Source organism: Arthrobacter sp. Sr33 (assembly GCF_054511195.1).
The window spans coordinates 248,351-271,719 of the sequence record NZ_JBTNDD010000003.1 but is presented as its reverse complement, the minus strand read 5'-3'; the positions used below and the strand labels follow the sequence as shown (position 1 = coordinate 271,719).

23 protein-coding genes, 1 tRNA gene and 1 riboswitch are annotated in these 23,369 nt (G+C 64.2%); of the genes, 13 read left to right on the top strand and 11 right to left on the bottom strand.

Annotated features, from left to right (window positions below):
• Positions 1-30 precede the first annotated feature (30 nt).
• From ACX80T_RS06375 to ACX80T_RS06345, 7 genes are all read right to left on the bottom strand, one after another.
• Positions 31-1,650 (bottom strand): helicase HerA-like domain-containing protein, encoded by a 1,620-nt coding sequence (locus ACX80T_RS06375; protein ID WP_459304005.1) that lies wholly within the window; start codon positions 1,648-1,650, stop codon positions 31-33.
• 6 nt (positions 1,651-1,656) lie between these two features.
• On the bottom strand, positions 1,657-2,985 hold the full coding sequence (locus ACX80T_RS06370) for an ABC transporter ATP-binding protein (RefSeq protein ID WP_459304004.1): 1,329 nt from the start codon (positions 2,983-2,985) through the stop codon (positions 1,657-1,659).
• A 52-nt stretch (positions 2,986-3,037) separates the two neighbouring features.
• Complete coding sequence (locus ACX80T_RS06365) at positions 3,038-3,886, bottom strand: carbohydrate ABC transporter permease (RefSeq protein ID WP_459304003.1); 849 nt, start codon at positions 3,884-3,886, stop codon at positions 3,038-3,040.
• Positions 3,886-4,791 carry a carbohydrate ABC transporter permease gene (locus tag ACX80T_RS06360; RefSeq protein ID WP_459304041.1) on the bottom strand — a complete coding sequence of 302 codons (906 nt, stop codon included), beginning with the start codon at positions 4,789-4,791 and terminating at the stop codon, positions 3,886-3,888. The genes ACX80T_RS06365 and ACX80T_RS06360 overlap by 1 nt, the downstream gene beginning before the upstream one ends.
• A gap of 53 nt (positions 4,792-4,844) precedes the next feature.
• Positions 4,845-6,092: an extracellular solute-binding protein gene (locus ACX80T_RS06355; protein ID WP_459304040.1), complete on the bottom strand. Its 1,248-nt coding sequence runs from the start codon at positions 6,090-6,092 to the stop codon at positions 4,845-4,847.
• Between the two features lie 245 nt (positions 6,093-6,337).
• Positions 6,338-6,766, bottom strand: a complete 429-nt coding sequence (gene panD / locus ACX80T_RS06350; RefSeq protein WP_459304002.1) for an aspartate 1-decarboxylase — start codon at positions 6,764-6,766, stop codon at positions 6,338-6,340.
• 102 nt (positions 6,767-6,868) lie between these two features.
• Complete coding sequence (locus ACX80T_RS06345; protein WP_019481747.1) at positions 6,869-7,729, bottom strand: LysR substrate-binding domain-containing protein; 861 nt, start codon at positions 7,727-7,729, stop codon at positions 6,869-6,871.
• A 113-nt stretch (positions 7,730-7,842) separates the two neighbouring features.
• Here ACX80T_RS06345 and ACX80T_RS06340 point away from each other — a divergent pair, with 113 nt between their 5' ends.
• Both ACX80T_RS06340 and ACX80T_RS06335 read left to right on the top strand, forming a co-directional pair.
• Positions 7,843-9,222 (top strand): MFS transporter, encoded by a 1,380-nt coding sequence (locus ACX80T_RS06340; protein ID WP_459304039.1) that lies wholly within the window; start codon positions 7,843-7,845, stop codon positions 9,220-9,222.
• 96 nt (positions 9,223-9,318) lie between these two features.
• Positions 9,319-9,657: a YnfA family protein gene (locus ACX80T_RS06335; protein ID WP_019481749.1), complete on the top strand. Its 339-nt coding sequence runs from the start codon at positions 9,319-9,321 to the stop codon at positions 9,655-9,657.
• A gap of 18 nt (positions 9,658-9,675) precedes the next feature.
• Here ACX80T_RS06335 and ACX80T_RS06330 read toward each other — a convergent pair.
• Positions 9,676-9,749: transfer RNA gene (locus tag ACX80T_RS06330), tRNA-Gly, on the bottom strand.
• 127 nt (positions 9,750-9,876) lie between these two features.
• On the opposite strand from ACX80T_RS06330, the gene kynA reads away from it, so the two are divergent.
• Together kynA and dcd are read left to right on the top strand one after the other, a co-directional pair.
• A complete protein-coding gene (kynA, locus tag ACX80T_RS06325) occupies positions 9,877-10,731 on the top strand; it encodes a tryptophan 2,3-dioxygenase (protein WP_019481750.1) in 855 nt (284 codons plus the stop codon).
• A 34-nt stretch (positions 10,732-10,765) separates the two neighbouring features.
• Complete coding sequence (gene dcd / locus ACX80T_RS06320; protein WP_019481751.1) at positions 10,766-11,341, top strand: dCTP deaminase; 576 nt, start codon at positions 10,766-10,768, stop codon at positions 11,339-11,341.
• Between the two features lie 20 nt (positions 11,342-11,361).
• Here dcd and ACX80T_RS06315 read toward each other — a convergent pair whose 3' ends face one another.
• Entirely contained in the window at positions 11,362-12,777 is a 1,416-nt protein-coding gene (locus ACX80T_RS06315; RefSeq protein WP_459304001.1) for an MFS transporter, read from the bottom strand.
• Positions 12,778-12,998: 221 nt separating this feature from the next.
• On the opposite strand from ACX80T_RS06315, the gene ACX80T_RS06310 reads away from it, so the two are divergent.
• From ACX80T_RS06310 to mnhG, 6 genes are read left to right on the top strand one after another with little or no spacing between them, the layout of a single operon-like run.
• Complete coding sequence (locus tag ACX80T_RS06310) at positions 12,999-16,007, top strand: Na+/H+ antiporter subunit A (RefSeq protein ID WP_459304000.1); 3,009 nt, start codon at positions 12,999-13,001, stop codon at positions 16,005-16,007.
• Positions 16,004-16,498 (top strand): Na(+)/H(+) antiporter subunit C, encoded by a 495-nt coding sequence (locus tag ACX80T_RS06305; protein WP_019481754.1) that lies wholly within the window; start codon positions 16,004-16,006, stop codon positions 16,496-16,498. The genes ACX80T_RS06310 and ACX80T_RS06305 overlap by 4 nt, the downstream gene beginning before the upstream one ends.
• On the top strand, positions 16,495-18,105 hold the full coding sequence (locus ACX80T_RS06300; protein ID WP_019481755.1) for a Na+/H+ antiporter subunit D: 1,611 nt from the start codon (positions 16,495-16,497) through the stop codon (positions 18,103-18,105). Before ACX80T_RS06305 ends, ACX80T_RS06300 begins: the two co-directional genes overlap by 4 nt.
• Positions 18,102-18,686, top strand: a complete 585-nt coding sequence (locus ACX80T_RS06295; RefSeq protein WP_024477115.1) for a Na+/H+ antiporter subunit E — start codon at positions 18,102-18,104, stop codon at positions 18,684-18,686. The genes ACX80T_RS06300 and ACX80T_RS06295 overlap by 4 nt, the downstream gene beginning before the upstream one ends.
• Positions 18,683-18,940 (top strand): monovalent cation/H+ antiporter complex subunit F, encoded by a 258-nt coding sequence (locus tag ACX80T_RS06290; RefSeq protein WP_019481757.1) that lies wholly within the window; start codon positions 18,683-18,685, stop codon positions 18,938-18,940. The genes ACX80T_RS06295 and ACX80T_RS06290 overlap by 4 nt, the downstream gene beginning before the upstream one ends.
• Before the next feature lie 3 nt (positions 18,941-18,943).
• Positions 18,944-19,339, top strand: coding sequence for a monovalent cation/H(+) antiporter subunit G (mnhG, locus tag ACX80T_RS06285; protein WP_024477114.1), 396 nt, complete (start codon positions 18,944-18,946; stop codon positions 19,337-19,339).
• A gap of 7 nt (positions 19,340-19,346) precedes the next feature.
• Here mnhG and ACX80T_RS06280 read toward each other — a convergent pair whose 3' ends face one another.
• Positions 19,347-19,607 carry a DUF4235 domain-containing protein gene (locus ACX80T_RS06280; RefSeq protein WP_024477113.1) on the bottom strand — a complete coding sequence of 87 codons (261 nt, stop codon included), beginning with the start codon at positions 19,605-19,607 and terminating at the stop codon, positions 19,347-19,349.
• 137 nt (positions 19,608-19,744) lie between these two features.
• Positions 19,745-19,862, top strand: a riboswitch (TPP riboswitch).
• A 68-nt stretch (positions 19,863-19,930) separates the two neighbouring features.
• On the opposite strand from ACX80T_RS06280, the gene ACX80T_RS06275 reads away from it, so the two are divergent.
• From ACX80T_RS06275 to ACX80T_RS06265, 3 genes are read left to right on the top strand one after another with little or no spacing between them, the layout of a single operon-like run.
• Positions 19,931-20,548, top strand: a complete 618-nt coding sequence (locus ACX80T_RS06275) for an ECF transporter S component (RefSeq protein WP_024477112.1) — start codon at positions 19,931-19,933, stop codon at positions 20,546-20,548.
• A gap of 5 nt (positions 20,549-20,553) precedes the next feature.
• Complete coding sequence (locus ACX80T_RS06270) at positions 20,554-22,050, top strand: ABC transporter ATP-binding protein (RefSeq protein ID WP_459303999.1); 1,497 nt, start codon at positions 20,554-20,556, stop codon at positions 22,048-22,050.
• Positions 22,047-22,850: an energy-coupling factor transporter transmembrane component T family protein gene (locus ACX80T_RS06265; RefSeq protein WP_116778432.1), complete on the top strand. Its 804-nt coding sequence runs from the start codon at positions 22,047-22,049 to the stop codon at positions 22,848-22,850. The genes ACX80T_RS06270 and ACX80T_RS06265 overlap by 4 nt, the downstream gene beginning before the upstream one ends.
• Before the next feature lie 119 nt (positions 22,851-22,969).
• On the opposite strand, the gene ACX80T_RS06260 is transcribed toward ACX80T_RS06265, so the two are convergent.
• On the bottom strand, positions 22,970-23,308 hold the full coding sequence (locus tag ACX80T_RS06260) for a YciI family protein (RefSeq protein WP_116778431.1): 339 nt from the start codon (positions 23,306-23,308) through the stop codon (positions 22,970-22,972).
• Positions 23,309-23,369: the final 61 nt, after the last annotated feature.

Genomic DNA, 23,369 nt, shown 5'->3' with positions numbered 1-23,369 from the left:
CTATTACGTTACCCGTTGAGTGGTGCCCGGTTACCAACGACGACGACTGCGCCTCCGCTGTGTGCCGAATAAACCCCGGGCGAGCTCCGCCCCGATGGCGCCTGCCGCCTTGACCGCGAACTCCATCAGTTCACCGTCTTGCTGCCGGGGTGCCGGCGTGGGAACGCCGAGGGGTGGGGGTGTCCCAGCCGGACCGGAGGACGGTGGCGGGGTGCCCCGGTGCCCCGTAATTGACTCTTCAATCCGGCGGGCCTCGTCATCAGCAGCTGGTTCGGCCCGGGCCGGAGTCGCGCTGGGCGGAGCGGGAGTGGTGAGCTTTTCGAAGGCCGAATGACTGTCGATCGCCGTTTCGTAGTGGGTGCGGAGCGGTGAGGCCCGGACGATCTCCTCCACGACAGCAGGCGCTGAGGGGCCCATCGTCGATTCGGGGGAGGTCATTCGGGTCCAGGCGACGGGGGTGGGCGCGCCCCGATCGTTCATGACGGTCACCACCGCCTCACCCGTCCCTGCTGAGGTGAGAACCTCAGCCAGATCGTAGTCACTGGTGGGGAAGGTGGACACCGTGGCTTTCAAAGCCTTGGCGTCCTCGGGGGTGAAGGCGCGCAACGCGTGCTGAACACGGTTGGCCAATTGCCCGAGGACGTCCGCTGGAACATCCCTGGGCGTCTGGGTGACGAAGAAGATGCCGACACCCTTGGACCGGATCAGGCGGACTGACGTCTGGATGGACCGCAGAAATTCCTTGGACGCGTCGTCGAAGAGCAGATGCGCCTCGTCGAGGAAAAACACCAGCTTGGGTTTGTCTTGATCTCCCACCTCGGGCAGGTCGGCGAAAAGATCGGCTACCAGCCACATCAGGAAGGTGGAAAAGAGTTGGGGTGTTTGCAGGAGGGTGGGCAGTTCGAGGCAGCTGATCATTCCCCTGCCGTCCGGGGCCTGTCGGAGCAGGTCGGCGGTGTCGAATTCGGGTTCCCCAAAGAATCTGGCCATGTCCTGCGCTTCAAGGGTGATCAGCTCCCGCAGGATCACCCCCGCGGTGGCCTTCGACAAGCCACCGAGGTCCTTCAAAGCGGTTTTGCCCTCGTCGGAGGTGAGGAACGAAATCACTGCCCGAAGATCGGCGAGGTTCAATAGTTCCAGCCCGGCCAGGTCAGCGTAGTGGAAAATCAGGGTGAGGCTGGACTCCTGGGTCTCATTCAAGTCCATCACCCGGGAGAGCAGCAGCGGCCCAAACTCGGAGATGGTTGCGCGAATGGGAACACCGGCACCATGTCCGCCCAGGGAGAAGTACTCGACCGGGAAACTCCTGGCGGACCACTGCTGGCCCACGCTCAGGGTGCGGGCCAGCAGCTTCTCACCGCCGGGTCCCGGGGTGGAGAGACCGGTCAGGTCCCCTTTGATGTCCGCCAGGAACACCGGGACACCCTGGGCGCTGAGCTGCTCAGCCATGACCTGCAGCGTGATGGTTTTTCCCGTGCCGGTTGCCCCTGCGACGAGCCCGTGACGGTTCATCATCGCCAGCGGAAGACGCACCGCCGCTTCGGGGTACACCTTGCCATCCAGCACTGCGGCACCGAGATGGATCGAGGGCCCCTCGAAGGTATATCCGGAGGAGATCCCGGCAATCAGCTCCGAACCGTCACGCTCCACCAATGGTCAGTTCGCCGCGGCGTGTTTGCCGCCACCCTGACCGTTGTCGGTGGTGCCGCTGCCCGAATCCGGGGTTCCGTGGCCGTTGACGCGGTCCGCTTCCTTGGCCGTGGCGATCTCCTCGGCACGCTCCTGACCGGCTTCAGCAGTCAGCGCTGCGCCCGCCTCGGCGTCGCGGGTGAGGTTCTCCCCGGACTCAGGATCAAACAGGTGCAGCTTCCGGGTGTCCAGCCAGATTTCGGCTTCGCGTCCGCCACGGATCCGGCTGGCAGCGTCGAGGGTGACAACGATCTGCGGGCGGAGTTCGTCGGCATCCATTTCGCGGGCCAGATTGTTCAGGAGCTCGCGCATTTCGGGGTCCGGGTTGAAGTTGATGTAACCGTACTGTTCGTTGCCGAGCCACTCGGTATGGGTGAGCGTGGCGGTGAAGATCGAGCCGTGGGGCAGCTTGGACTCCTCGACCAGTTTCGCGTCCTCAAAGAACTCCGGCCGGACGCCCACCAGCACCACCTTCTTGCCTTCAACCTTGGCCAGCTTCTCGGCGGGGACGTCGAGGTCGCCGAGGATGGTTTGCAGTTTGCCGTTCTCAATGGTCGCGGGGATGAAGTTCATCGATGGAGAGCCGATGAAGCCTGCAACGAAAAGGTTCCGGGGCTGCTCGTAGAGTTCCCGTGGGGAGGCGATCTGCTGCAGTTCGCCCATCTTCAGGACTGCCACCCGGTCGCCCAGGGTCATAGCCTCGGTCTGGTCGTGGGTAACGTACACGCTGGTCACTCCGAGCCGGCGCTGCATCTGGGAGATCTCGGAGCGCATCTGGCCGCGCAGTTTCGCGTCCAGGTTGGACAGCGGCTCGTCGAAGAGGAACGCATCAGCCTGGCGCACAATGGCCCGGCCCATGGCAACCCGCTGGCGCTGGCCACCGGAAAGGTTGGCAGGCTTCCGCTGCAGGTGGTCGGTCAGTTCAAGGGTGGCTGCCGCCTCGGTGACAAGCTTGTTCACCTGTTCCTCGCTGTGCTTGCCTTTCGCGAGCCGCAGCGGGAAGGCGATGTTCTCATACACCGTGAGGTGCGGGTACAAGGCGTAGTTCTGGAACACCATGGCCAGGTTGCGGTCCCGGGGTGCCTTATCGTTGACGCGCTCGCCGTCGATCAGGAGCTCGCCGTCGGTGATGTCCTCCAGGCCCACGATCATGCGCAGCAGGGTGGATTTGCCGCAGCCGGAGGGGCCCACCAGGATGATGAACTCGCCGTCGGCGATGTCGATGCTGATGTCATTGACGGCGGGGAATCCGTCGCCGTATTTCTTGACCAGGTTGTTGAGGGTAATTGAAGCCATTTTCTGGTGATCCTTTTCTATGTGACTGGCGCAGGCGGCTGGGACTGCGCCATTAGCCCTTGACGGCGCCCGAGGTCAGGCCGGAAACGATTTGACGTTGGAACAGCAGGACCAGCAGGACGATCGGGATGGTGACGATGATCGCAGCGGCCGAGATGGCGCCGGTGGGTGACTCGAACTGGGAGGCTCCGGTGAAGAATGCCAGCGCCGCCGGAACCGGCCGCGCTGCTTCGGTGGAGGTCAGCGAAATGCCGTACACAAAGTCGTTCCACGCGATGAAAAACGCAATAATCGCCGTTGTGAACACCCCGGGTGCCGCCAGCGGGACGATGGCCTTGCGGAAGGCCTGCCAGGTGGTGGCGCCGTCGACCTGCGCCGCCTGCTCCAGCTCCCAGGGAATCTGGCGGAAGAAGGCTGCCAGCGTCCAGATGGAGATCGGCAGGGTCAGGGACAGGTAGGGGATGATCAACCCGAGCCAGGTGTCATACAGGCCGATGTTGCGCCAGAGATTGAACAGCGGGGTGACAATCGAGATCACCGGGAAGATCGAGACCGCCAGGGCGGTGGTGAGCACGAGCTTTTTCCCGGGGAAATCCAGGCGGGCGATCGCGTAGGCACACAGGGTGGCCAGGACGACGGCGATTGCCGTGGCGATGAGCGAGATGCCGATGGAGTTCCGCAGGGACGACAGGAATAGCCCCTGCGCGTCGCCGACGAGGATCTGCTCGTAGTTCGACGTGGTGGCGGCCCCCGGCGACGGCAGGAAGCTTCCGTTGGTGAGGTCGCTGGGGGACTTGAAGGAGGTTGCCAGGATGGAGGCCACCGGGAACAGCGCGTACAGCAGCACCAGAACCGAGATGACGGCCCACCAGATCTTTTCGCGCCGGGAAGAGTTCTTCATTACTTTTCTCCTCTCGAGCCGGCAAGATCCACTTTGAAGATCTTGATGGCAGCGAAACTGATCAATATGACGCAAAGGAACAACAGCACCGAAACGGCCGAGCCTAGCCCGATTTCGAGGCGGCTGATCGACGTCCGGTAGGCGAGCAGGGATAGCACTTCCGTGTTGTTCTCGCCGTTGGTCATGATGAAGACGTTGTCGAATATGCGGAAGGCGTCGAGGGCCCTGAAGAGGACCGCGACCATGATGGCCGCCTTCATGTTGGGGATGACCACCTTGCGCATCTGCTCCCACCAGGTGGCGCCGTCGACCTTGGCAGCCTCGGTGAGCTCATCGGGGACCTGGGCCAGTCCGGCCAGCAGCAGCAGGGAGATGAACGGGGTGGTCTTCCAGATTTCGGATGCCATGATGACGAACAGTGAGGTGCCGGTCTGGGCGAACCAGTTCAGGTCCGAATCGATGCCGGGCACCCAGTTGAACCAGGCGTTCACGTACCCCGAATTGATGTCGAAGGCGTAGAACCAGGCATAGGCGGACACCACGGTGATGATGCCGTAGGGCACCAGGATCGCGGTCCGGAGGATGCCCTTGAGCGACTTCAGCGCCTTGCTCATCACCAGTGCCAGGGCGAACCCGAGCACCAGTTCGACGGCGACGGTAATCACCGTAATGAGGACGGTCACCAGAAGGCCCTGCCACCAGACGCTGTCCCCGAGGACAGTGATGTAGTTCGCAAACCAGATGAACTCACGCTCGTCCGGGGCGGTGAGTCGGAAGGCGAACAGGGATTCGAAGAAGGCCTGCAGGATTGGGTAAAGCGTCACCAATAGCATCATCACGAAGGCGGGGCCCGCGAGGTACCAGCCCATCCGCCGCTCGGCTTTGACCCGGTCGCTGTGCTGCATCTTCTGCTTCTTCAGCTTGTTGCCGGCGTCTGGCTTGTTGATCGTTGAGCTACTCACAGTAGCCTCTCCCCTCTAAGCACTGCGGTGATGAACTCCTGCGACTGTTCGGGGGTTGTGTCAGGATCCACTTCGTTGGGTGGCGACCATTCCTGCTGCAGTCCGGTGGAGATTTCGTTGTAGAACGGTGTCTGGGGGCGGGGAGCGGCGAGTTGGAGTGAATCCCTGATGGTTGTTGCCATCGGGAAGTCTTCCTCGATCGCCGGATCATCGTACGCCTCAGAGTTGGATGGCGGGTTGCCGTTGGTGATGAAGTACTCGGTCTGGTTCTCCGGTTGGACGATGCACTCGATCGCTTCGTAGGCCAGGTCCGGGTTGTCGCTGGCCGCGCCGACTCCGAGGTTGATCCCGCCCAGCGGCGGCGCGGTGTCCTCACCCTCGGTGACGGCTGGGTACAGGGCCCAGCCAATGTCGTCGACGACCGACTGATCGACCGACCCAGCCTCGACGGCGGCCAGGGTGGCTGGCCAGACGAACGGGTAGTTGACCATGAAGGACGCGTCGTCGCCCTGGAACAGGGTGAGCGACGTACCTTCGGTGGAGGTAGGCAGGCCAGGTCCGCCGAGACCCTCGGCGCCGATGGCGCTGATGATCCGGGCCGCTTCACGACCTGCGTCGGTGGTGAGTCCCAGCTCCAGCTCATCGGCGGGAGCTTCGGGGTTCTCGAGGATCTGGCCGCCGGCGGATTCCACCAGCGCGTTGATCCACACGGTCATCGACTCGGCGGGGGAACCCTGGACTCCGAGAAGCTTGTCCTGCTCAGCCGCGGCGTCGATCAGCTGGTCCCAGGTCACCGGCTGGGACATGTCCAGACCAGCGGCCTCGGCCACCGATTCGCGGTACCAGAGAATTTGGGTGTTCGCCCAGAAGGGCACCGATACCAGTTCTTCTTTCCACGTGGCGCCGGTGAGGGCGCCTTCGAGGACGTTTTCGGAGAAGACGTCCACCGAATCCTCGGGGATGGGTGCCAGGAAGCCGGGTTCCGCGAGCTCGGGGATGAACGGCGGGTCAATGCTCATGATGTCCATTGAAGTGTCTCCGGCTGCGAGCCGCCGCGCCAACTGCTCGCGTTGGGCTGCTGCATCGGTAGGCAACAGGGACGTTTCAATCCGGTAGGCGCCGTCGGCCTCTTCGGTGCAGCTGGCGGCTATGGCAGCCTGCCCGCCGGCGTCGGGGTTGATGTACCAGGTAAGCGTTGTCACGCTTTCCGCCGGTCCACACCCCGTCAGCAGCATCGTTCCCATTGCCAGTGTCGCCACAGCTGCCGCTTTCGGCCGGCTCCGGACTGGATGAATTTTTCCTCGCCTGTTCGGCATTCCCACCGCGCCTCCACATCGTTGTAGACAGCCCGTTCACCCGAGGTACAGCAGGCGAACCGAAGCAACCTTGTCTCTGAGACCATATGCCCTGAGTGCGGAAATCGCCAGATTGAAGGGTTGCGATCCGGTCAAGTTTAACGACTAAAGACGGGCGGGAACGTAAGCGTTTGCTACCGGAGCGCTGAGTTGTTCAGGGCGTGAGGGGGCCGTTCAAGCCCCTCGGTGACGCTCTCGGCCGGGTCATTTCCCAGGTCCACGATGCGGTTCTGCTCATTGACGTGCACCACTGTGGGGAGGTAACTGTGTGCCTCCGCATCAGTCAGCTGGGCGTAGGTGATCAGGATGACCGTGTCTCCCTGATGGACCAGGTGCGCGGCCGGGCCGTTGATACCGAGCACGCCCGATCCACGCTCGCCAGCAATGGTGTAGGTCTCCAGCCGGGCGCCGTTGGTCACGTCCACAATGGAGACCATCTCGCCGGGCAGGATGTCGGCGGCCTCAAGGAGGTCAAGGTCCACGGTGACGGAACCCACGTAGTGCAGATCAGCGTGAGTAACCGTGGCGCGGTGGATTTTGGACTTGAACATTGTGCGATTCATCAGCGTTAACACTACCGCCGTTCCGAAGTGCCCGGCTATGTGGTGTTCGGCACGCTGCAGGTGCGGCCGGGTTCGCGGGCCGGGCGCCGGAGGCCGGGCGGCTCAGGCGTCCGGGGCTTTGCGCAGCGCACGGCCCATGATCGCGGAGGTCAACGCCGCCACGAGCTCCTGGTTGGCGAGGGGGTTGCTGAGCAGGGTGAAGTCGACCGCGCCCACCGGTGGAAGGTTGAAACGGTTGCTGACCTGCACCAGATCCTCCGGGATCAGGGACTGCGGGAACACTGCTAGGCCAATACCGGCACGGGCAGCGGCCAGGACGCCGTTGATCTCACGGGTGTTGCAGGTGATGCGCCAGGTTCGGCCAGCCTTCTCCAGCGCATCGATGGCCATCTGGCGGGTGAGGCTGGGGGACTGGTAGACGATCAACGGCACGGGAGCGCCGTCCTCAAGGGTGGTTTTCCCGTGCCCGGCCCAGACCAGCTGGTCACTTTGCACCAGCGTGCCCTCGCCGGTGCCACTCATGTATTTGATGAAGATGAGGTCCAGCTGGCCCGCGCGCAGCCGGCGCAACAGGAGCGGGCTCTGGGTCACGGTGAGCTCAAGGTTGATCTGCGGGTAGAGCTGCCGGAAGTGGCGGAGGATGCGTGGCAGCTGGGTGATGGCGAGGTCGTCGGCCACCCCAAACCGGAGCCGGCCGCGCATGGCCGACCCGGAGAAGTAGACCATCGCCTGTTCCTGGGCGGCGAGGATGGTCCGTGCGAAGCCGGCCATCGCGTCGCCGTTGTCGGTCAGGCTGACTTCGCGGGTGTCCCGGGAGATCAGGAGCCGGCCGGCCGCCTCCTCCAGCTTCCGGATGTGTTGACTCACGGTGGGCTGGCTGAGGTTGAGCCGGCCCGCAGCGCCGGTGAAGCTCAGGGTCTCGGCGACGGCAAGGAAGGTTTTCAGTTGGGCAGGGTCAAACATGATGCCGCCTATTACGTTTCCGAATACGAGTTATAACCACCATACGCTTTCATCATGGAAAGGCGGTGCGTAGCGTGGAAAGCGATCTCACCCCTCCAGCACAGGAAAACACCTTGGCACCCCCACCACCCTCCGCCGGCCCGGCCGGAGACCCCACCCTGACCGCGCCCCTGCCGATCACCAACCAGCGTCCAGCCTGGCGTGACACGTTCATCTCACTTCGCATCCCCAACTTCCGCCGATTCGCGATCTCCCACCTGGTCGCAGTGATCGCCGTCTGGATGCAACGCATCGCCCAGGACTGGATGGTCCTGGAGCTATCCGGATCGGTCACCGCCGTCGGGATCACCGTTGCACTGCAGTTCGCGCCGTTCCTCCTCCTCGGCCCGTATGGCGGAATCATCGCGGACCGCTATCCCAAACGCATCCTGTTGATCATCACGCAAAGCATGGCCGCCCTGATGGCAGCGGCAATGGCGGTGCTAGCCCTGACCGGCGTCGTCGAAGTGTGGCATGTCTACGTCATCGCCTTTACCCTGGGGCTGGTGACCGTGGTGGACGCCCCCGCACGCCAGGTGTTCGTCAACGACCTGGTGGGGCCAGTACACCTGCGTAACGCGATCAGCCTGAACTCATCGATCTTCCAGGTGGGGGCCATGGTGGGTCCCGCGGTCAGCGGTGTGCTGATCACCGCGATCGGCGGCGGGTGGGCGTTCGCGGTGAACGCCGTCGCCTGCCTCTTCACGGTGACCACCCTCGCCCTGCTGCGGACCGACCAACTGAGCGTCGCGGCCAGGGCGCCCCGGTCGAAAGGCCAGCTCCGTGAGGGCGCCCGCTACGTGATGAAAAAACCGGCCATCTTCTGGTGCATGCTGATGGGCGCATTCGTCTCGGTGTTTGCCATGAGCACACCCGTACTCATGGCTGCATTCGCCGACACCGTCTTCGACTCCGGCGCCCAGGGGTATGGCTTCCTGAACACAGCACTGGCCACCGGGTCGCTGGTCGGTGCGCTCGCGTCCACCCGGCGGACGACGCTCCGCCTGCGCGGGGTGCTTGGCGGCGCGGCCGCGTTTGGCGGTTTCATGGCTCTTGGATCGGTGGCACCTAACCAGGCGGTCTTCGCGATCCTGATGTTCTTCGCTGGGATCGGGTGCCTGTGGTTCATCACCGGCGCCAATCAGCTGGTGCAAATTTCGTCCAACCTCGCCATCCGGGGGCGGGTCATGGCGTTGTACATGATGGTCCTCATCGGCGGCCAGGCGATCGGCGGCCCCATGATCGGCTGGTTGGCCGAAAACATCGGGGCGCACACCACGGTGTTGATCGCCGGCGGAGTGCCGCTGCTGGCAGCCGGCGTGTTCGCCGTCGTTCTCGCTCAGAAGGGCCAGCTGACCCTGCGCTTCCGCTACACAGTTTCACCCAGCCAACGACGGCGGCTGGTGGCGATCGTCCCGAAATCCCCCGATGCTAGGAGCCACGCGGCCGTCTAGCCCGCACCCGTCCAACTGCCCGCCGAGCGGGTGGCTGTGACGGGGTCGGTCGGGTCCCCTGAACCCGCCACACCCACCACTCGGCAATAATGCAGTATGACTGTCGTCCTCGTTGTGGTCCTTTTTGTCATTGCTGCGGTTGCCGAGATCGGCGGTGCCTGGCTGGTGTGGCAAAGCATCAGGGAAGGTAAACCGTGGTGGTGGGCCGGGCTGGGCATGATGGCGCTCGCGGCCTACGGGTTTATCGCCACCCTGCAGCCGGACGCGAACTTCGGCCGGATCCTCGCTGCCTACGGTGGGGTATTCGTCGCGGGATCCCTGGCCTGGGGCATAGTGTTTGACGGATTCCGTCCGGACCGCTGGGATATCGGCGGATCGGTGCTCTGCCTGGTGGGGGTGGCGGTGATCATGTTCGCTCCACGGCCGGTGGGCTGACACCGTGGGGCCGAAAACTGGAGCGGGCGACGGGAATCGAACCCGCGTATCGAGCTTGGGAAGCTAGCGCTCTACCATTGAGCTACGCCCGCATGGAGACCAGCCGACAGTGTGGCCTGAATCCCTGCGAAAACAACGAGATTCAGCCTACCTCAACCTCACCGTCCCGAAAACACCGGGCCGGACACTGGGCCTCGCCGCGGTAGGTACCCTAAGACCATGAGCGTCGAAAAGAACACCAGGGACCTGGAAGCGGGCATCGAGAAGGATTTCACCGCGAAGATGAGCTACGGATCCTATCTTTCCCTGGGGGAGCTTCTCGCAGCGCAGCATCCGGTCAGCCGCCCCGAGCACCACGACGAGATGCTGTTCATCATCCAGCACCAGACGTCGGAGCTCTGGCTCAAGCTGGTGCTTCACGAACTGCGTGCGGTGCGTGCCAAGTTGCAGGTCGATGACCTGCGATCGGCGATGAAGGGGATCGCCCGGATCAAGCACATCCAGCGCTCCCTCACCGAGCAGTGGTCGGTACTGGCCACCCTCACCCCCTCCGAATATGCCGAGTTCCGCGGGGATCTCGGTGCTTCCAGCGGCTTCCAGTCCTACCAGTACCGCGCCGTCGAGTTCCTGCTCGGCAACAAGAACGCCGGGATGCTTGAGGTTTTCGCGAATGACCCCGAGGCGCAGGAGCTGCTGGCCACCCTGCTGGATCAGACGAGTATCTACGACGAGTTCATCAGGTTCCTTTCCCGCCGGGGACACAACATCCCCGCTGAGCTGTTGGAGCGGGACCTCCGCACCGCCCACGTATTCAACCCGGAACTCGTCCAGGTGTACAAGGCGGTGTACGAGAACGCCGAGGACAACTGGGACCTTTACGAGGCCTGCGAGGAACTGGTGGACCTGGAAGACAATTTCCAGCTCTGGCGGTTCCGGCATTTGAAGACTGTCGAACGAACCATTGGGTTTAAACGCGGCACGGGCGGGTCCTCAGGCGTAGGTTTTCTCCAGAAGGCCCTCGAGCTGACCTTCTTCCCAGAGCTCTACGCCGTGCGCACCGAGATCGGCCGATAACCACTAACCCCGGGGACTGCGGTATTTTTGAACCGTGCTGATCTCCGACCGCGACATTCGAACCGAAATTGACCGCCAGCGAATTGTGCTGGATCCCTATGACGAGGCGATGGTCCAGCCCTCGAGCGTCGACGTCCGGATTGACCGCTACTTCCGGTTGTTCGACAACCACAAGTACGCGCACATCGACCCTGCTGAAGACCAGCCCGAGCTGACCAGGCTGGTGGAGGTGGACCCGGACGAGCCGTTCATCCTGCACCCGGGTGAGTTTGTCCTTGGGTCAACCTACGAGACGGTGACCCTTCCGGACGACATCGCGGCACGGCTGGAGGGCAAGTCCTCACTGGGGCGGCTCGGACTCCTGACGCACTCCACCGCGGGATTCATCGACCCGGGGTTCTCCGGACACGTCACTCTTGAGCTCTCCAACATGGCCACCCTGCCCATCAAACTGTGGCCCGGCTCCAAGATTGGCCAGCTCTGCTTCTTCCGGCTCACCTCCCCCTCCGAACACCCGTACGGCTCCGGCCCCTACGGCAACCGGTACCAGGGACAGCGCGGCCCGACGGCGTCTCGCAGCCACCAGAACTTCCACCGCACCGCCATCTGACAGCCAGCCCCAGCCGGCCCTCAGTAGGACGGGACGACGGCGGTAGCCACCTTCGCGGGCGGCTTCACCGGGAGCAACACCAGCAGTCCGACCAGCAGCACCACCAGGATGCCGATAATCCCAAACCGCTGTTCACCGAAGATGGTGATCGACGCCGCGAAGAGAGCGGGTGCGAGGAAGCTGACGGCTCGTCCCGTGGTGGCGTACAGGCCGAACAGTTCACCCTCTTCTCCGTCCGGAGCCAGACGCGCAAGATATGCACGCGATGAGGCCTGCGCCGGGCCGACGAAAAGGGTGAGCATCAGCCCGAAGACCCAGAACGTCGTATCTCCGGTCCAGGTGTAGCCGAACACATCGTGGGTGCCCGGGCCAAGGACCAGGACGGCAGACCCGGCTACCAGCAGGCCGATCAACGAGATGATGATGACCCGTTTGGGCCCAGTCCTGTCGTCCAGGAAACCGCCGCCGATGGCACCGACCGCCGCAATCAGGTTGCCGGCGATGGCGAAGACAATCACCTCGCTCAGGGTGAAGCCGAACGTACCCGCGGCGATGATGCCGCCGAAGGTGAAAACGGCGGCCAGCCCGTCACGGAAAATGGCACTGGCCAGCAGGAAGAAGATGGTGTGGGGGCTGGTCCGGTAGATTGCCTTGACCCGCCGGAAGAGGAGACCGTAGGAGGCAAAGAAGCCCAGTTGGGCTGCTTTCTCCTTGCGCGGTACCTCCGGGACGACGAACATCACGGGCAGGGCGAAGGCCAGGAACCAGATCGCCGAGAACACTGCGACCAGCCGGATGTTCAGGCTGTCGGTGGTATCGGAGCCGAACCAGGCGAACACCGGCTCCACGAAGGCCACGAGCACCAGGATCAGGGCGACGATGCCGCCCACGTAGCCCATGGCCCACCCGAACCCGCTGATCCGGCCGATGCTGCTCGGGGTGGAAATTTGCGTCAGCATGGCGTTGTAGTTGACTCCGGCGAACTCGAAGAAGACGTTGGCCAGTGCAATCAGCGCGACCCCGAGGAGCAGGAACTCGGGTTGGGGGAAGACGAAAAAGCACAGCCCGGTCAGGACTGCCACGAGGAGGCTGTTCACGCCGAGCCAGAGCTTGCGCCGGCCGCCGCTGTCGGAGCGCTGCCCCGTCACCGGTGCCAGTAGCGCGATGAGCACCCCGGCAGCGGCGAGACCCCAGCCCAGCACCACCGAGGCCCTGGCCTCCCCACCAAACGCGTCGCTGGTCAGATACACGGTGAACACGAAGGTGGTCATGACCGCGTTGAAGGCGGCCGATCCCCAGTCCCAGGAGGCCCACGCGAGGACCGGCCGGGACAGCAGACGGCCCGCACCGGACGCCGTCGTGCCCGATGTCATACCCTCCGGCCGGGCAGCTGGAACTGGATGGGACGGCACCGGCTGGGGAGGATCCACGCTCATACGGTGAATGCTATCCCGCGGATACCCGCAAACCCATGAGCATCTTCCGTTGATCGCACAAACGCGCGGGTCAGGCACGGTATTCCGGAAACCCCGAAACAGTCGCCGACGGCGTAATACGTCGGGACGGCCTGTATTCCACAGGTAGAATAAGTCGAAGCCCCTGACCGTCCGCGCTGTCTATCAGCTGACCGTCTCATCTGAGAGATCAGGAGATCATCGTGCTAATCGTGCTCATCGCGTTATTCGCGGTAGCCTTTGTCGCGCCGTTGATCTTCCGCCGGCTCGGCCGCTCGGCCTTCTACGTGATCGGGGCGGTTCCCGGAGCGGCCTTCGTCTGGTTGGTCATCACCTTCGACCAGTACACGGGCGAGGGGCAGAGTCTCCTCGAGGGCCAGCCCAATGCCCCGCCCTCGATAGCCTTCCAGTGGATTCCCGGTCTCAACCTTGAGCTGGCTTTCCGGATGGATGCCCTGGCGGCAATACTGTCGATCCTGATCCTGGGTATCGGCGCCCTGGTCCTGTTCTACTGTGCACGGTACTTCAAGCAGGACGAACCGAACATCGGCCCGTTCGGCGCCCAACTGCTCGCGTTCGCTGGGGCCATGTTCGGCCTGGTCACCGCCGACAACATGATCCTGCTGTTCATTTTCTGGGAACTGACCACTGTCCTGTCCTACCTGCTGATCGGTTACTCGCGGCATCGTCTGGCGGCGCGCCGCGCGGCTCTTCAGGCCCTGATCGTTACCACCTTCGGCGGTCTGACCATGCTGGTCGGCATGATCATGCTGGGCCAGACCGCCGGGACTTACCGGATCTCGGACATTATGGCGCAGTCCGAGTCGCTGTTGTCCAACGGACTGGTGATCGACGTCGCCATCGGGCTGATCCTCGTTGGTGCCCTCACCAAATCCGCGTTGGTCCCGTTCCACTTCTGGCTACCCGGTGCGATGGCGGCGCCCACCCCGGTGAGCGCCTACCTGCACGCCGCGGCGATGGTGAAGGCTGGTATTTACCTGGTCGCCCGGTTCGCGCCGGGGTTCGCTGATGCTGCCTCCTGGCTGCCGATGGTGTTGATAATCGGCCTTGCCACCATGCTCGTGGGCGGTTGGCGGGCGCTACGCCAGCATGACCTGAAACTGATTCTCGCGTATGGAACGGTGAGTCAGCTCGGGTTCCTCACGATGGTGGTCGGCCTCGGCGGCCCCGGCGGGGCGCTGGCCGGTTTGGGCCTCCTCCTGGCCCACGGTCTGTTCAAGGCCACCCTGTTCCTGGTGGTAGGCATCATCGACCATCAGGCTGGCACCCGGGACATCCGCAAACTCGCGGGAATCAGGAAAACCGCCCCCGCCCTGGCCGTGATCGCCACGATCGCCGCTGCGTCGATGGCGGGACTCCCACCGCTGCTGGGCTTCGTGGCCAAGGAATCCGTCTTCGAGACCTTCGTTCACCAGGCGGAGATCGATCCCACCCCCGTCGGCACACTCCTGCTTGTCGGCATCGTTGTTGGTTCTGCCCTGACCTTCGCCTACAGTGCGCGATTCGTCTGGGGCGGGTTCGCCTGCAAGGGCAAAGCCGCCACCCCGTTCACGCAGGTGGAGAAATCCTTCCTCTTCGCGCCGGCGCTGCTCACCGTATTCACCGTGGTCCTCGGCTTCTGGCCTGCACCAGTGGATTCCATCATCCAGCCCTACGTCACCCTCTTCGAAGCCGACGGCGAGGAAAGTTACCTCGCCCTCTGGCACGGGTTCACTCCCGCGCTGCTGCTCTCCGTAGTGACCATCGCCGTCGGTATTCTGCTGTTCTGGTTCCGGGCCCACGTCGAGCGAGCCCAGTCCAGGGTTCCCTCAGTGGTCGACGCTGAACGCGGCTACAAGTACACCATCGGCACGCTCGACGACGTCGCCGTCTGGATCACCGGCCGCACCCAGCGCGGTTCGCTGGCGTTCTACCTCTTCGTCATTCTGACCATGGCCATCCTCGCCCCCCTGGCGGCGATCCTGTTCTACGATGCACCGCTCCCGGATCGGTGGCATATCGCTGATTCACCAGCGCAGGTGGCGGCCGGCGTCGTCATCATTATCGGCATTCTGGCTGCGGTCCGCGCTACCAAGCGGTTCATGGCAGTGCTCATGGTCGGGGTGACCGGGTACGGGATGGCCCTCATCTTCGCGCTGCAGGGTGCGCCGGACCTGGCGTTGACCCAGATGCTGGTGGAAACCATTGTGTTGGTGGCTTTTGTGCTCGCGCTGCGCTCGCTACCCGCGCGGCTGTGGCAGCGGGAGCCGGGACGGTACCGGTTGCTGCGCGCCGTGCTGGGAATTTCCTTCGGCCTGGTGATGGTGGCAATCGCCATGTCATCCATGGCATCACGGGTCGCCAGCCCGGTGTCACTGGAGTACCCGGGTCTGGCCTACGAGGGCGGCGGTGGAGAGAACATCGTCAACGTCACCCTGGTCGATATCAGGGCCTGGGACACGTACGGGGAAATTTCAGTACTGGCCATCGCAGCCACCGGCATCGCCAGCCTGATCTTCATCCGTGGCCGGGGCGATACCCGCCAGCGGGCAGAGACCGTCAAATCCGGATCCGTCGATCGCGGCCAGGAACCCATTGCCGAGTTCGGTCGGGAAGCCGCAGCACTGGAGTTGGCGAAGAAGTTCTCGTCAGTCTCCCGGGACGCGTGGCTGGTCGCCGGCCGGACCCTCGCGCCCGAACGCCGATCGATCATCTTCGAAGTCGTCACCCGGCTGCTCTTCCACTCGATCATTATCTTCTCCATTTACCTCCTCCTCGCCGGTCACAACCTGCCGGGCGGTGGATTCGCGGGTGGACTGTTGGCGGGGCTGGCGCTGACCGTGCGCTATCTGGCGGGTGGCCGATTTGAACTGGCGGAAGCCAGCCCGGTGAGCGCGGGGGTCCTGCTCGGCGCGGGTATGGCGACCACCTCCCTGAGCGCGCTGATCCCGCTGCTGCTGGGAGGCCAGATCCTCCAGACGGCCATCCTGGAGTTCTGGTTGCCGGTCTTCGGCGACGTCAAGTTCGTCACCTCGACCATTTTCGACATTGGTGTGTACCTGGTGGTCGTCGGGCTGGTGCTCGACGTGCTGCGCAGCCTGGGCTCGGAGATCGATGAACGCAGCGAGGGCCTCTCGGCGAAGAACGACCCGAGCGAGATGAAGCTACAACAGCAAGAACATACCGAAACCGGCGAGGGAGTAGCTCGATGAGCGTCAACATCACCCTGCTGGTGGTCATGGCAGCCCTCTTCGCGGGGGGCATCTACCTGCTGCTGGAACGCAGCCTGACCCGGGTCCTGCTGGGTCTGATCCTGCTGGCCAACGGCGCCAACATCCTGTTGCTTTCCGCTGGCGGTCGGGCCGGCGTCGCCCCCCTGTACTCGGAGGAGATCGCCGCCGACGCCTACTCGGATCCGCTGCCCCAAGCCCTGATTCTGACCGCCATTGTGATTTCCTTCGCCGTGACCGCCTTCATGCTGGGCATCATCTACCGGTCCTGGGTGCTGGGCCGCCGCGACGAGGTCCAGGACGATATGGAGGACCGCAGGGTCGCCAGTCAGGGCAGCTTCGACGCTGAAGACGACGCCGATGTCCCCGAAGAAACCACCGAGTTCACCCCGCTGGAGGAAGCCGAGGAAGCACCCGGCTCTCAAAACGCGGGCGTCCTTGATCTTCCCTCCGAACCGAAGGAGCCACGGTGAACATTGCAAGCCTCGCACCGCTGGCCGTGGTCCTCCCGTTCCTTGGCGCAGCGGTTGCCTTCCTCCTGATCCGGCATTCCCGCTCGCAGCGGGCGGTCAGCATTTCGACCCTGAGCATCACACTGATCCTCGAACTGTTCCTCCTGCAGAATGCCGCAGAGCACGGAGCCACCGCGGTGTTCATTGGTGGGTGGATGCCGCCGTTCGGCATCACCCTGGTGGTCGACCAGTTTTCCGCCCTCATGCTGGTTATTTCGACGGCGATCAGCCTCGCGGTGCTGATTTACGCCACCGGGCAGGGCATGACCGACGGCGATGAAGACGGCCCCATCTCGATCTTTCACCCCACCTACCTGATCCTGGTGGCCGGCGTCTCCAACGCGTTCATGTCCGGCGACCTGTTCAACCTGTATGTGGGCTTTGAAATCCTGCTGACGGCCAGCTATGTGCTGATGACCCTCGGCGGAACCACCCAGCGGATCCGCGCGGGAGTGACCTACGTGGTGGTCAGCGTGGTGTCGTCGCTGCTCTTCCTGATTGCGATCGGCATGATCTATGCCGCAACGGGAACCATCAACCTGGCCGATCTTGCGGTGAAGCTCGGGGAGATCGACCCTGCCACGCAGATGATGCTGCACCTGATGCTCTTGGTGGCGTTCGGAATCAAGGCAGCCGTTTTCCCCCTGTCCTTCTGGCTGCCTGACTCCTATCCGACAGCGCCCGCACCGGTAACTGCCGTGTTCGCTGGCCTGCTCACCAAGGTGGGCGTCTACGCAATGGTGCGCACCGAGACGCTGCTCTTCCCGGGCGACCGCATCAACACCCTGCTGATGGTGGTGGCAATCCTCACCATGGTGGTGGGGATCCTCGGGGCCTTGGCGCAGTCGGATATCAAACGAATGTTGTCCTTCACCCTGGTCAGCCACATCGGGTTCATGATCTTCGGGCTGGCGATCTCAACCGTCGTCGGATTGGGCGCCGCGATCTTCTACGTGGCGCACCACATCACGGTGCAGACCAGCCTGTTCCTGGTGACCGGGTTGATTGAACGCCGTGGTGGGACCGCCAATATGGATCGCCTTGGTGGGCTCGCCAAGCTATCGCCGCTACTTGGCGTACTGTTCTTCATCCCGGCAATGAATCTGGCCGGAATACCGCCCTTCTCCGGGTTCCTCGGCAAGCTGGGTATCCTGCAGGCCGGCGTCGAACTGGGCACACCCATCGCCTATGTGGCGGTTGGCGCCAGTGTGCTCACCAGCCTCCTGACCCTGCTGGCGATTGCCCGCGTCTGGAACCGCGCCTTCTGGCGCCGCCCCGAAGACGCACTGCACCCGGATCCCATCCTGCTCGCCACCAAGGCAGACGGATCAGCCGTTCGCACCTCGCAGCGCGTCAACAGCGAGACCACTGGGCGGTTCTCCGGGCGCAAAGCGGTGAACCTGCTACCCCGCACCATGGTCGGTCCCACCATGGGCCTGGTCGGTCTGGGAGTCACCCTTACCCTCCTGGCGGGTCCGTTGTTTGAAATCAGCGACAACGCTGCGCAGAACATGCTGGAGCGGACCGATTACATTGAAGCGGTCCTGGGCGAAGGGAGCGCGCCATGAGCCGACAGAAGATCCCCTTCATCACGGAACTGCCCCTGATTATCTGGCTGGTCATCGTCTGGGGCGCACTGTGGCAGGACTTCAGTCCGGGGAACCTCATTTTTGGCGGCCTGATCGCCTACGCAGTGGCCAACCTGCTGTACCTGCCGCCGGTGGAGCTCAGCGGCCGATTCAACGTGTTGTACGCGGTCCCGTTCATCGGACGATTCCTGTACAAGCTCGTGGTGGCGAGTTTCGAAGTGTTTTGGCTCTCGCTCACGCAGGGCCCGAGGCTTGTCAACGCGGTGGTGGCAGTCCAGCTTCGGAGCCAGTCCGACCTTCTGGTGACCGTCACCGGGCACGCGCTCTCCCTGATCCCCGGATCGCTGGTGGTGGAGGTGGACCGCTCTACCTCCACGCTGTACCTGCACTGCCTGAATGTGAAGACGCCGGAGGGTGCGGCGAAGATCAGGTCCGATGTGCGGGCCACCGAAGCCTGGCTGATCAGGATTATGGGAACCCGGGATGATCTGGCGCTGCTGCAGACTGAGGTCCGGTTCGATCAGGAGAACGAAGAGCGTGAGGAGGGGATCCGGAAATGACGAGCGCCGTAATTATTGTGGGACTGTTGCTCGGATTCGCCGCCCTGTGCGCTTTGTATCGGATTGCGCGAGGCCCCTCGATCCTGGACCGGGTGCTCGCGATCGATGTGCTGCTCGCCATCATTGGTGGAGCGCTGGCCGTGGACATGGCAGTGAACCGGCACCTGGACAATATTGTGCTTCTGGTCGGGATTTCGGTGATCGGATTCATTGGATCCGTGACCGTCGCCCGGTTCGTCACGGACAGGAAGTAGGGCATGAGCGAGACTCTCATTGACGTGGTGACAGCCGTTCTCATGATCGGAGGGGCACTGATGTCGGTTGCTGCCGGCGTCGGCCTGCTCCGTTTCCCTGACCTCCTCACCCGGATGCACGCGGCAACCAAACCTCAGGTGCTGGGACTGCTGCTGTTCCTTCTGGCCATGGGCTTACAGATGCGCAGCTGGGTGTTGATCCCGGTCCTGCTGGTGTGCTGGATTTTCATGCTCCTCACCGTCCCCGTCTCAGCCCACATGGTGGGCCGGGCGGGATACCGCACCAAACACCTGCGGCGAGACCTGCTCAGCATGGATGAACTTGACGAGGTGGTGGAGAACGCCGCCAACAAGAGGGCGCCCGGCCGGAATCCGACCGAGCGCCCCGATGAGACGTAAATAGGACCTACGTCAGGTCGCGGGACTTCGCGAACCGGTTGGCTGCCCGCTGCGTGGTGCGGTTGGTGAGGACCTGCAGGACGGCGCGCACGGCACCGGAGATCAGCGCGAACGCGAGGGCGGAACGGAGGCTGTTTTCGAGCCCGTCCTCGTCCTTCGGTGAGGCTTTGCCGGTGGTCTTGTGCCAGATGAAATCCACGACCTTGGCTCCGGCGATGCCCGCGCCAAGGCTCAGTGCTACGCCCAGCAGTTTCATAAGCTGATTCATGGTGTCTCCTTCGATGGTGGCTCTTTTCTCAAGCCTAGCGTTTTCCTGTTGAGGTGAGACGCACCAGCACAGCCGGGAGCCCGCCGCCGGCCACCGTGGTGGGTACGAACCTCTCAGGTGTAGAGTTGAAATTGCTAAACATACGACAGGGGAGCGCCGTCCATCCAGATGGACGGGCGCTGAGAGTGCGGCCTACCGCAGACCCTCGAACCTGATCCGGCTAGTACCGGCGAAGGGAGTCGAGTATCTCAGGGTGCCCGGCCGGTGGCACCCGCCATGGGCCCGGATACCCTCCCCTCCTGTACCTCAGGAGGTAAATTCACATGGCTTCATCAACTGCACCAACTCAAAACACGTCGACGCTGCGCGCCCGATATCAATGGCGGGTGGTCGACATTGTCGTTGCCTCGGTGGTGGCGGTCGCCGTCGGGGTGGTGTTCTTCGCATGGTCGGCCGGCTACACGGGCATCGCTGCCTTGACCGGAGCGTTCCCGCCGTTGGCCGGTCTCTACACAGGTGGCTGGCTGATCGCGGGGGTACTTGGCGGTCTGATCATCAGGAAACCCGGAGCAGCCATCTACTGCGAAGTGCTGGCTGCAGCGGTTTCAGCGCTGCTGGGCACCCAGTTCGGGTTGACCACGTTGCTCTCCGGAGCCATTCAGGGCGTCGGGGCCGAGCTCATCTTCCTCTTGTTCCTGTACCGCAGGTGGAACCTCGGGGTGGCTTTGCTCGCCGGGCTTGGCGCGGGCCTGGCCCTCTCGATCAGCGAGAACATCCTGTACAACGCCCTCTGGGCCTTCGAATGGCAACTGATGTACGTGGTGTTCGCCTCGATCTCGGGCGTGATTATCGCTGGCCTGGTGTCGTGGCTGGCGGTCCGTGCCCTGGCCAAGACGGGGGTGCTGTCGGCTTTCGCCTCCGGACGAACGGCTGACGTCTAACCGGTATGGCTGACCACGGAAATACGCCGTCGGCCGTCAGCATCAGCGCGCAAGGCTGGAGCTGGCGGCACGCCGGCCGGAAAACCCCGGCGGTCCGGGACGTTGACCTGACAGTAGCGCCCGGAGAACGGGTGCTGCTGCTCGGCGCGTCAGGGTCCGGGAAGTCGACCCTGCTGCACGGGTTGGCTGGTGTCCTCGGCGATGAGGGGCAGGGCGAACAGCACGGTTCCCTCACCCTCGACGGGCGGCCTCCCGGTGAGGTGCGCGGTCGCGCGGGGCTGGTGCTTCAGGACCCGGACTCTCAGATTGTGCTGGCCCGGGTCGGTGACGAGGTGGCCTTCGGCGCCGAGAACCAGGCCGTACCGCGCGACCAGATCTGGCAGCGGGTTCGGCGGGCGCTCGACGACGTGGGGCTTGAGGTGCCGTTGGATCGGTCCACCAGTGCGTTGTCCGGCGGCCAGAAGCAACGCCTGGCGTTGGCGGCGGTGCTGGCGATGCAACCCGGGCTCCTGCTGCTTGACGAACCGACCGCCAATCTCGACCCGGCCGGTGTGCTGGAGGTAAGGGACGCCGTCGGGCGGGTCCTGGACCGCACCGGCGCCACCCTTGTGGTGGTAGAGCATCGGGTGGCGGTGTGGGCCGATGTGGTGGATCGGGTGGTGGTGCTGGCGGCCGACGGCGGGATCCTCGCCGACGGCCCCCCAGGCACGGTGCTGACCGACGCGTCGACCCGGGCCCGGCTGGCGGCGGCGGGGGTGTGGCTCCCCGGTCATCAACCGTCGGTTCCCACGCAGCTATCCTCACCGGGGGAGGAGCTGCTTACTGCCAGGGGACTATCAGTGGCGCGGGCCAAACGGGGACCGGCGGTGCTCGACGGCGTCGACGTCGCCCTCACCGCCGGCTCATCCCTGGGCATCGTGGGCCCCAACGGTGGCGGAAAATCGACGCTTGCGCTGACCCTGGCCGGGTTGTTGCCGGCGCGGCGCGGCCAGTTGGAGGCCGCACCGGCCCTCTCCCGCGGAGCCGGGAGTAGCCCGCACGCCTGGAAATCAGCGCAACTGGTGACCAGGATTGGGACGGTGTTCCAGGAACCCGAGCACCAGTTCCTCACCAACCGGGTAATCGACGAGCTGGAATTTGGTCCGCGGCGGCTAGGGGGTACTGACGAGGCGGCGGTCCGGCGGCGGGTGGATCCCATCGCCGAGCGGTTGAGACTGACCTCCCTGCTGCAGGCAAACCCCTTCACCCTGTCCGGCGGTGAAAAGCGGCGGCTTTCGGTGGCGACCATGCTGGCAACAGACCCGGACATCCTGGTCCTGGACGAACCGACCTTCGGGCAGGATGCCAACACCTGGGCCGAACTCGTCGCGCTGCTTGCCGAACTGATCCAGGACGGCGGCAGCCTGCTGGCGGTCACCCACGACCAGGAGTTCACCGACGCGCTGGGCAGCAGGCTGCTACGGGTCGCCGACGGCAGAGCCGACGTGGAGGTGCGTCCGTGAGTGTTGACGTTCTGACCCCCCACCTCACGGGCCGGCTCCTGCCGCGGGCCAACCCGCTATCCAAACTGTTCGCTGCCGTGCTGGTCACCGTGGTGGTGATGCTCAGCATCGACTGGGTCAGCGCCGCCGTCGTCCTCGTGAGCGAGTTGCTGCTGCTCCCGCTGCTGGGGATCAGCGCCTGGCAACTGCTGAAGCGGACCTGGCCTCTGGTGCTGGCGGCAGTGGTTGCCGCCTACGGTACGGCGCTGCTCGCCGAGAAGACCGGCGCTGTCCTGCTGGAGTTCGGCCCGATTCTGTTCACCCAGGATTCGGTGAACTCGGGCATTGCGATTGGCCTGCGCGGGTTGGCCATCGCCCTGCCCGGAATTTTCCTGCTCACCACTACCGATCCGACGGACCTGGCCGATGCCCTGGCGCAAAAGCTGCGGATGCCGCACCGGTTTGTGCTCGGCGCGCTTGCGGGGCTGCGCCTCGTTGGGCTGCTGGTGGACGAATGGAGGACCCTCGGGCTGGCCCGGCACGCCCGCGGCGTCGGGTTTGAAGGCAATCCGGTAGCCCGGTTGAGGAATTTCCTGGGGCAGGGGTTTGGTCTGATTGTGCAGGCGATCCGGCGGGCCACCCGGCTCGCGATGGCAATGGAGGCGCGCGGATTCGGGGCCGGCGACCGGACCTGGGCGAGGGAAAGCACTTTTACCCGGCTGGACCTCTGGGTCTGCCTCGCCGGGGTGCTGATCGCCGGGACCGCGGTGGCCGCGGCGGTGTGGGCGGGGACGTGGAACTTCCTGATCGGCGCCTCCTAGGGGCGCCGGGTCGAAGTGGCCCACGAGCAGCGCAAGCAGCCGAGCCCAGCGACCCTGCCAGGCCCGCTGAAGTGCAGCGGCCGCGTCGTCGGACGGGCCTGGCAGCGTCAGGAATCCGGTCAGTAGTCGGTGATGGGGCGCAACTCAACCGTGTATTCGGGCAGCAACTTCACCAGTTCCACCGCCACACCCAGATCGGGGACGTCCAACACGTAAAAACCACCCAACTGCTCGGCCGTTTCGGCGAACGGGCCGTCGGTGAGACTCACCTGGTCACCGCGGCGGCGCACCGTCGTCGCGGTCGAGACGCTGGGGAGCGCCTCACCCGCGACGATCTTTCCCTGCTGGCGGGCCGCCTCGGAAAAGGCGTCGTGCTGGGCCATGTACTGTTCCACTTCGGCCTCGGTGGCGTTGGCCCAGATCGACTCATCCTGGTATAGAAACACTGCAATTTTCATTTAGCTGCCCTCGCGTGGTCGAATGATGGCCCGGCTTTCAGCAGGCCCGGTGGTATCAGCC

Coding starts and splice junctions, on each gene's coding strand:
- ACX80T_RS06370 (WP_459304004.1), bottom strand. CDS start 2,985: ATGGCTTCAATTACCCTCAACAACCTGGTCAAGAAATACGGCGACGGA.
- ACX80T_RS06365 (WP_459304003.1), bottom strand. CDS start 3,886: ATGAAGAACTCTTCCCGGCGCGAAAAGATCTGGTGGGCCGTCATCTCG.
- ACX80T_RS06360 (WP_459304041.1), bottom strand. CDS start 4,791: ATGCAGCACAGCGACCGGGTCAAAGCCGAGCGGCGGATGGGCTGGTAC.
- ACX80T_RS06355 (WP_459304040.1), bottom strand. CDS start 6,092: ATGGGAACGATGCTGCTGACGGGGTGTGGACCGGCGGAAAGCGTGACA.
- panD (WP_459304002.1), bottom strand. CDS start 6,766: ATGAATCGCACAATGTTCAAGTCCAAAATCCACCGCGCCACGGTTACT.
- ACX80T_RS06345 (WP_019481747.1), bottom strand. CDS start 7,729: ATGTTTGACCCTGCCCAACTGAAAACCTTCCTTGCCGTCGCCGAGACC.
- ACX80T_RS06335 (WP_019481749.1), top strand. CDS start 9,319: ATGACTGTCGTCCTCGTTGTGGTCCTTTTTGTCATTGCTGCGGTTGCC.
- kynA (WP_019481750.1), top strand. CDS start 9,877: ATGAGCGTCGAAAAGAACACCAGGGACCTGGAAGCGGGCATCGAGAAG.
- ACX80T_RS06315 (WP_459304001.1), bottom strand. CDS start 12,777: ATGAGCGTGGATCCTCCCCAGCCGGTGCCGTCCCATCCAGTTCCAGCT.
- ACX80T_RS06305 (WP_019481754.1), top strand. CDS start 16,004: ATGAGCGTCAACATCACCCTGCTGGTGGTCATGGCAGCCCTCTTCGCG.
- ACX80T_RS06295 (WP_024477115.1), top strand. CDS start 18,102: ATGAGCCGACAGAAGATCCCCTTCATCACGGAACTGCCCCTGATTATC.
- ACX80T_RS06290 (WP_019481757.1), top strand. CDS start 18,683: ATGACGAGCGCCGTAATTATTGTGGGACTGTTGCTCGGATTCGCCGCC.
- mnhG (WP_024477114.1), top strand. CDS start 18,944: ATGAGCGAGACTCTCATTGACGTGGTGACAGCCGTTCTCATGATCGGA.
- ACX80T_RS06280 (WP_024477113.1), bottom strand. CDS start 19,607: ATGAATCAGCTTATGAAACTGCTGGGCGTAGCACTGAGCCTTGGCGCG.
- ACX80T_RS06275 (WP_024477112.1), top strand. CDS start 19,931: ATGGCTTCATCAACTGCACCAACTCAAAACACGTCGACGCTGCGCGCC.
- ACX80T_RS06270 (WP_459303999.1), top strand. CDS start 20,554: ATGGCTGACCACGGAAATACGCCGTCGGCCGTCAGCATCAGCGCGCAA.
- ACX80T_RS06260 (WP_116778431.1), bottom strand. CDS start 23,308: ATGAAAATTGCAGTGTTTCTATACCAGGATGAGTCGATCTGGGCCAAC.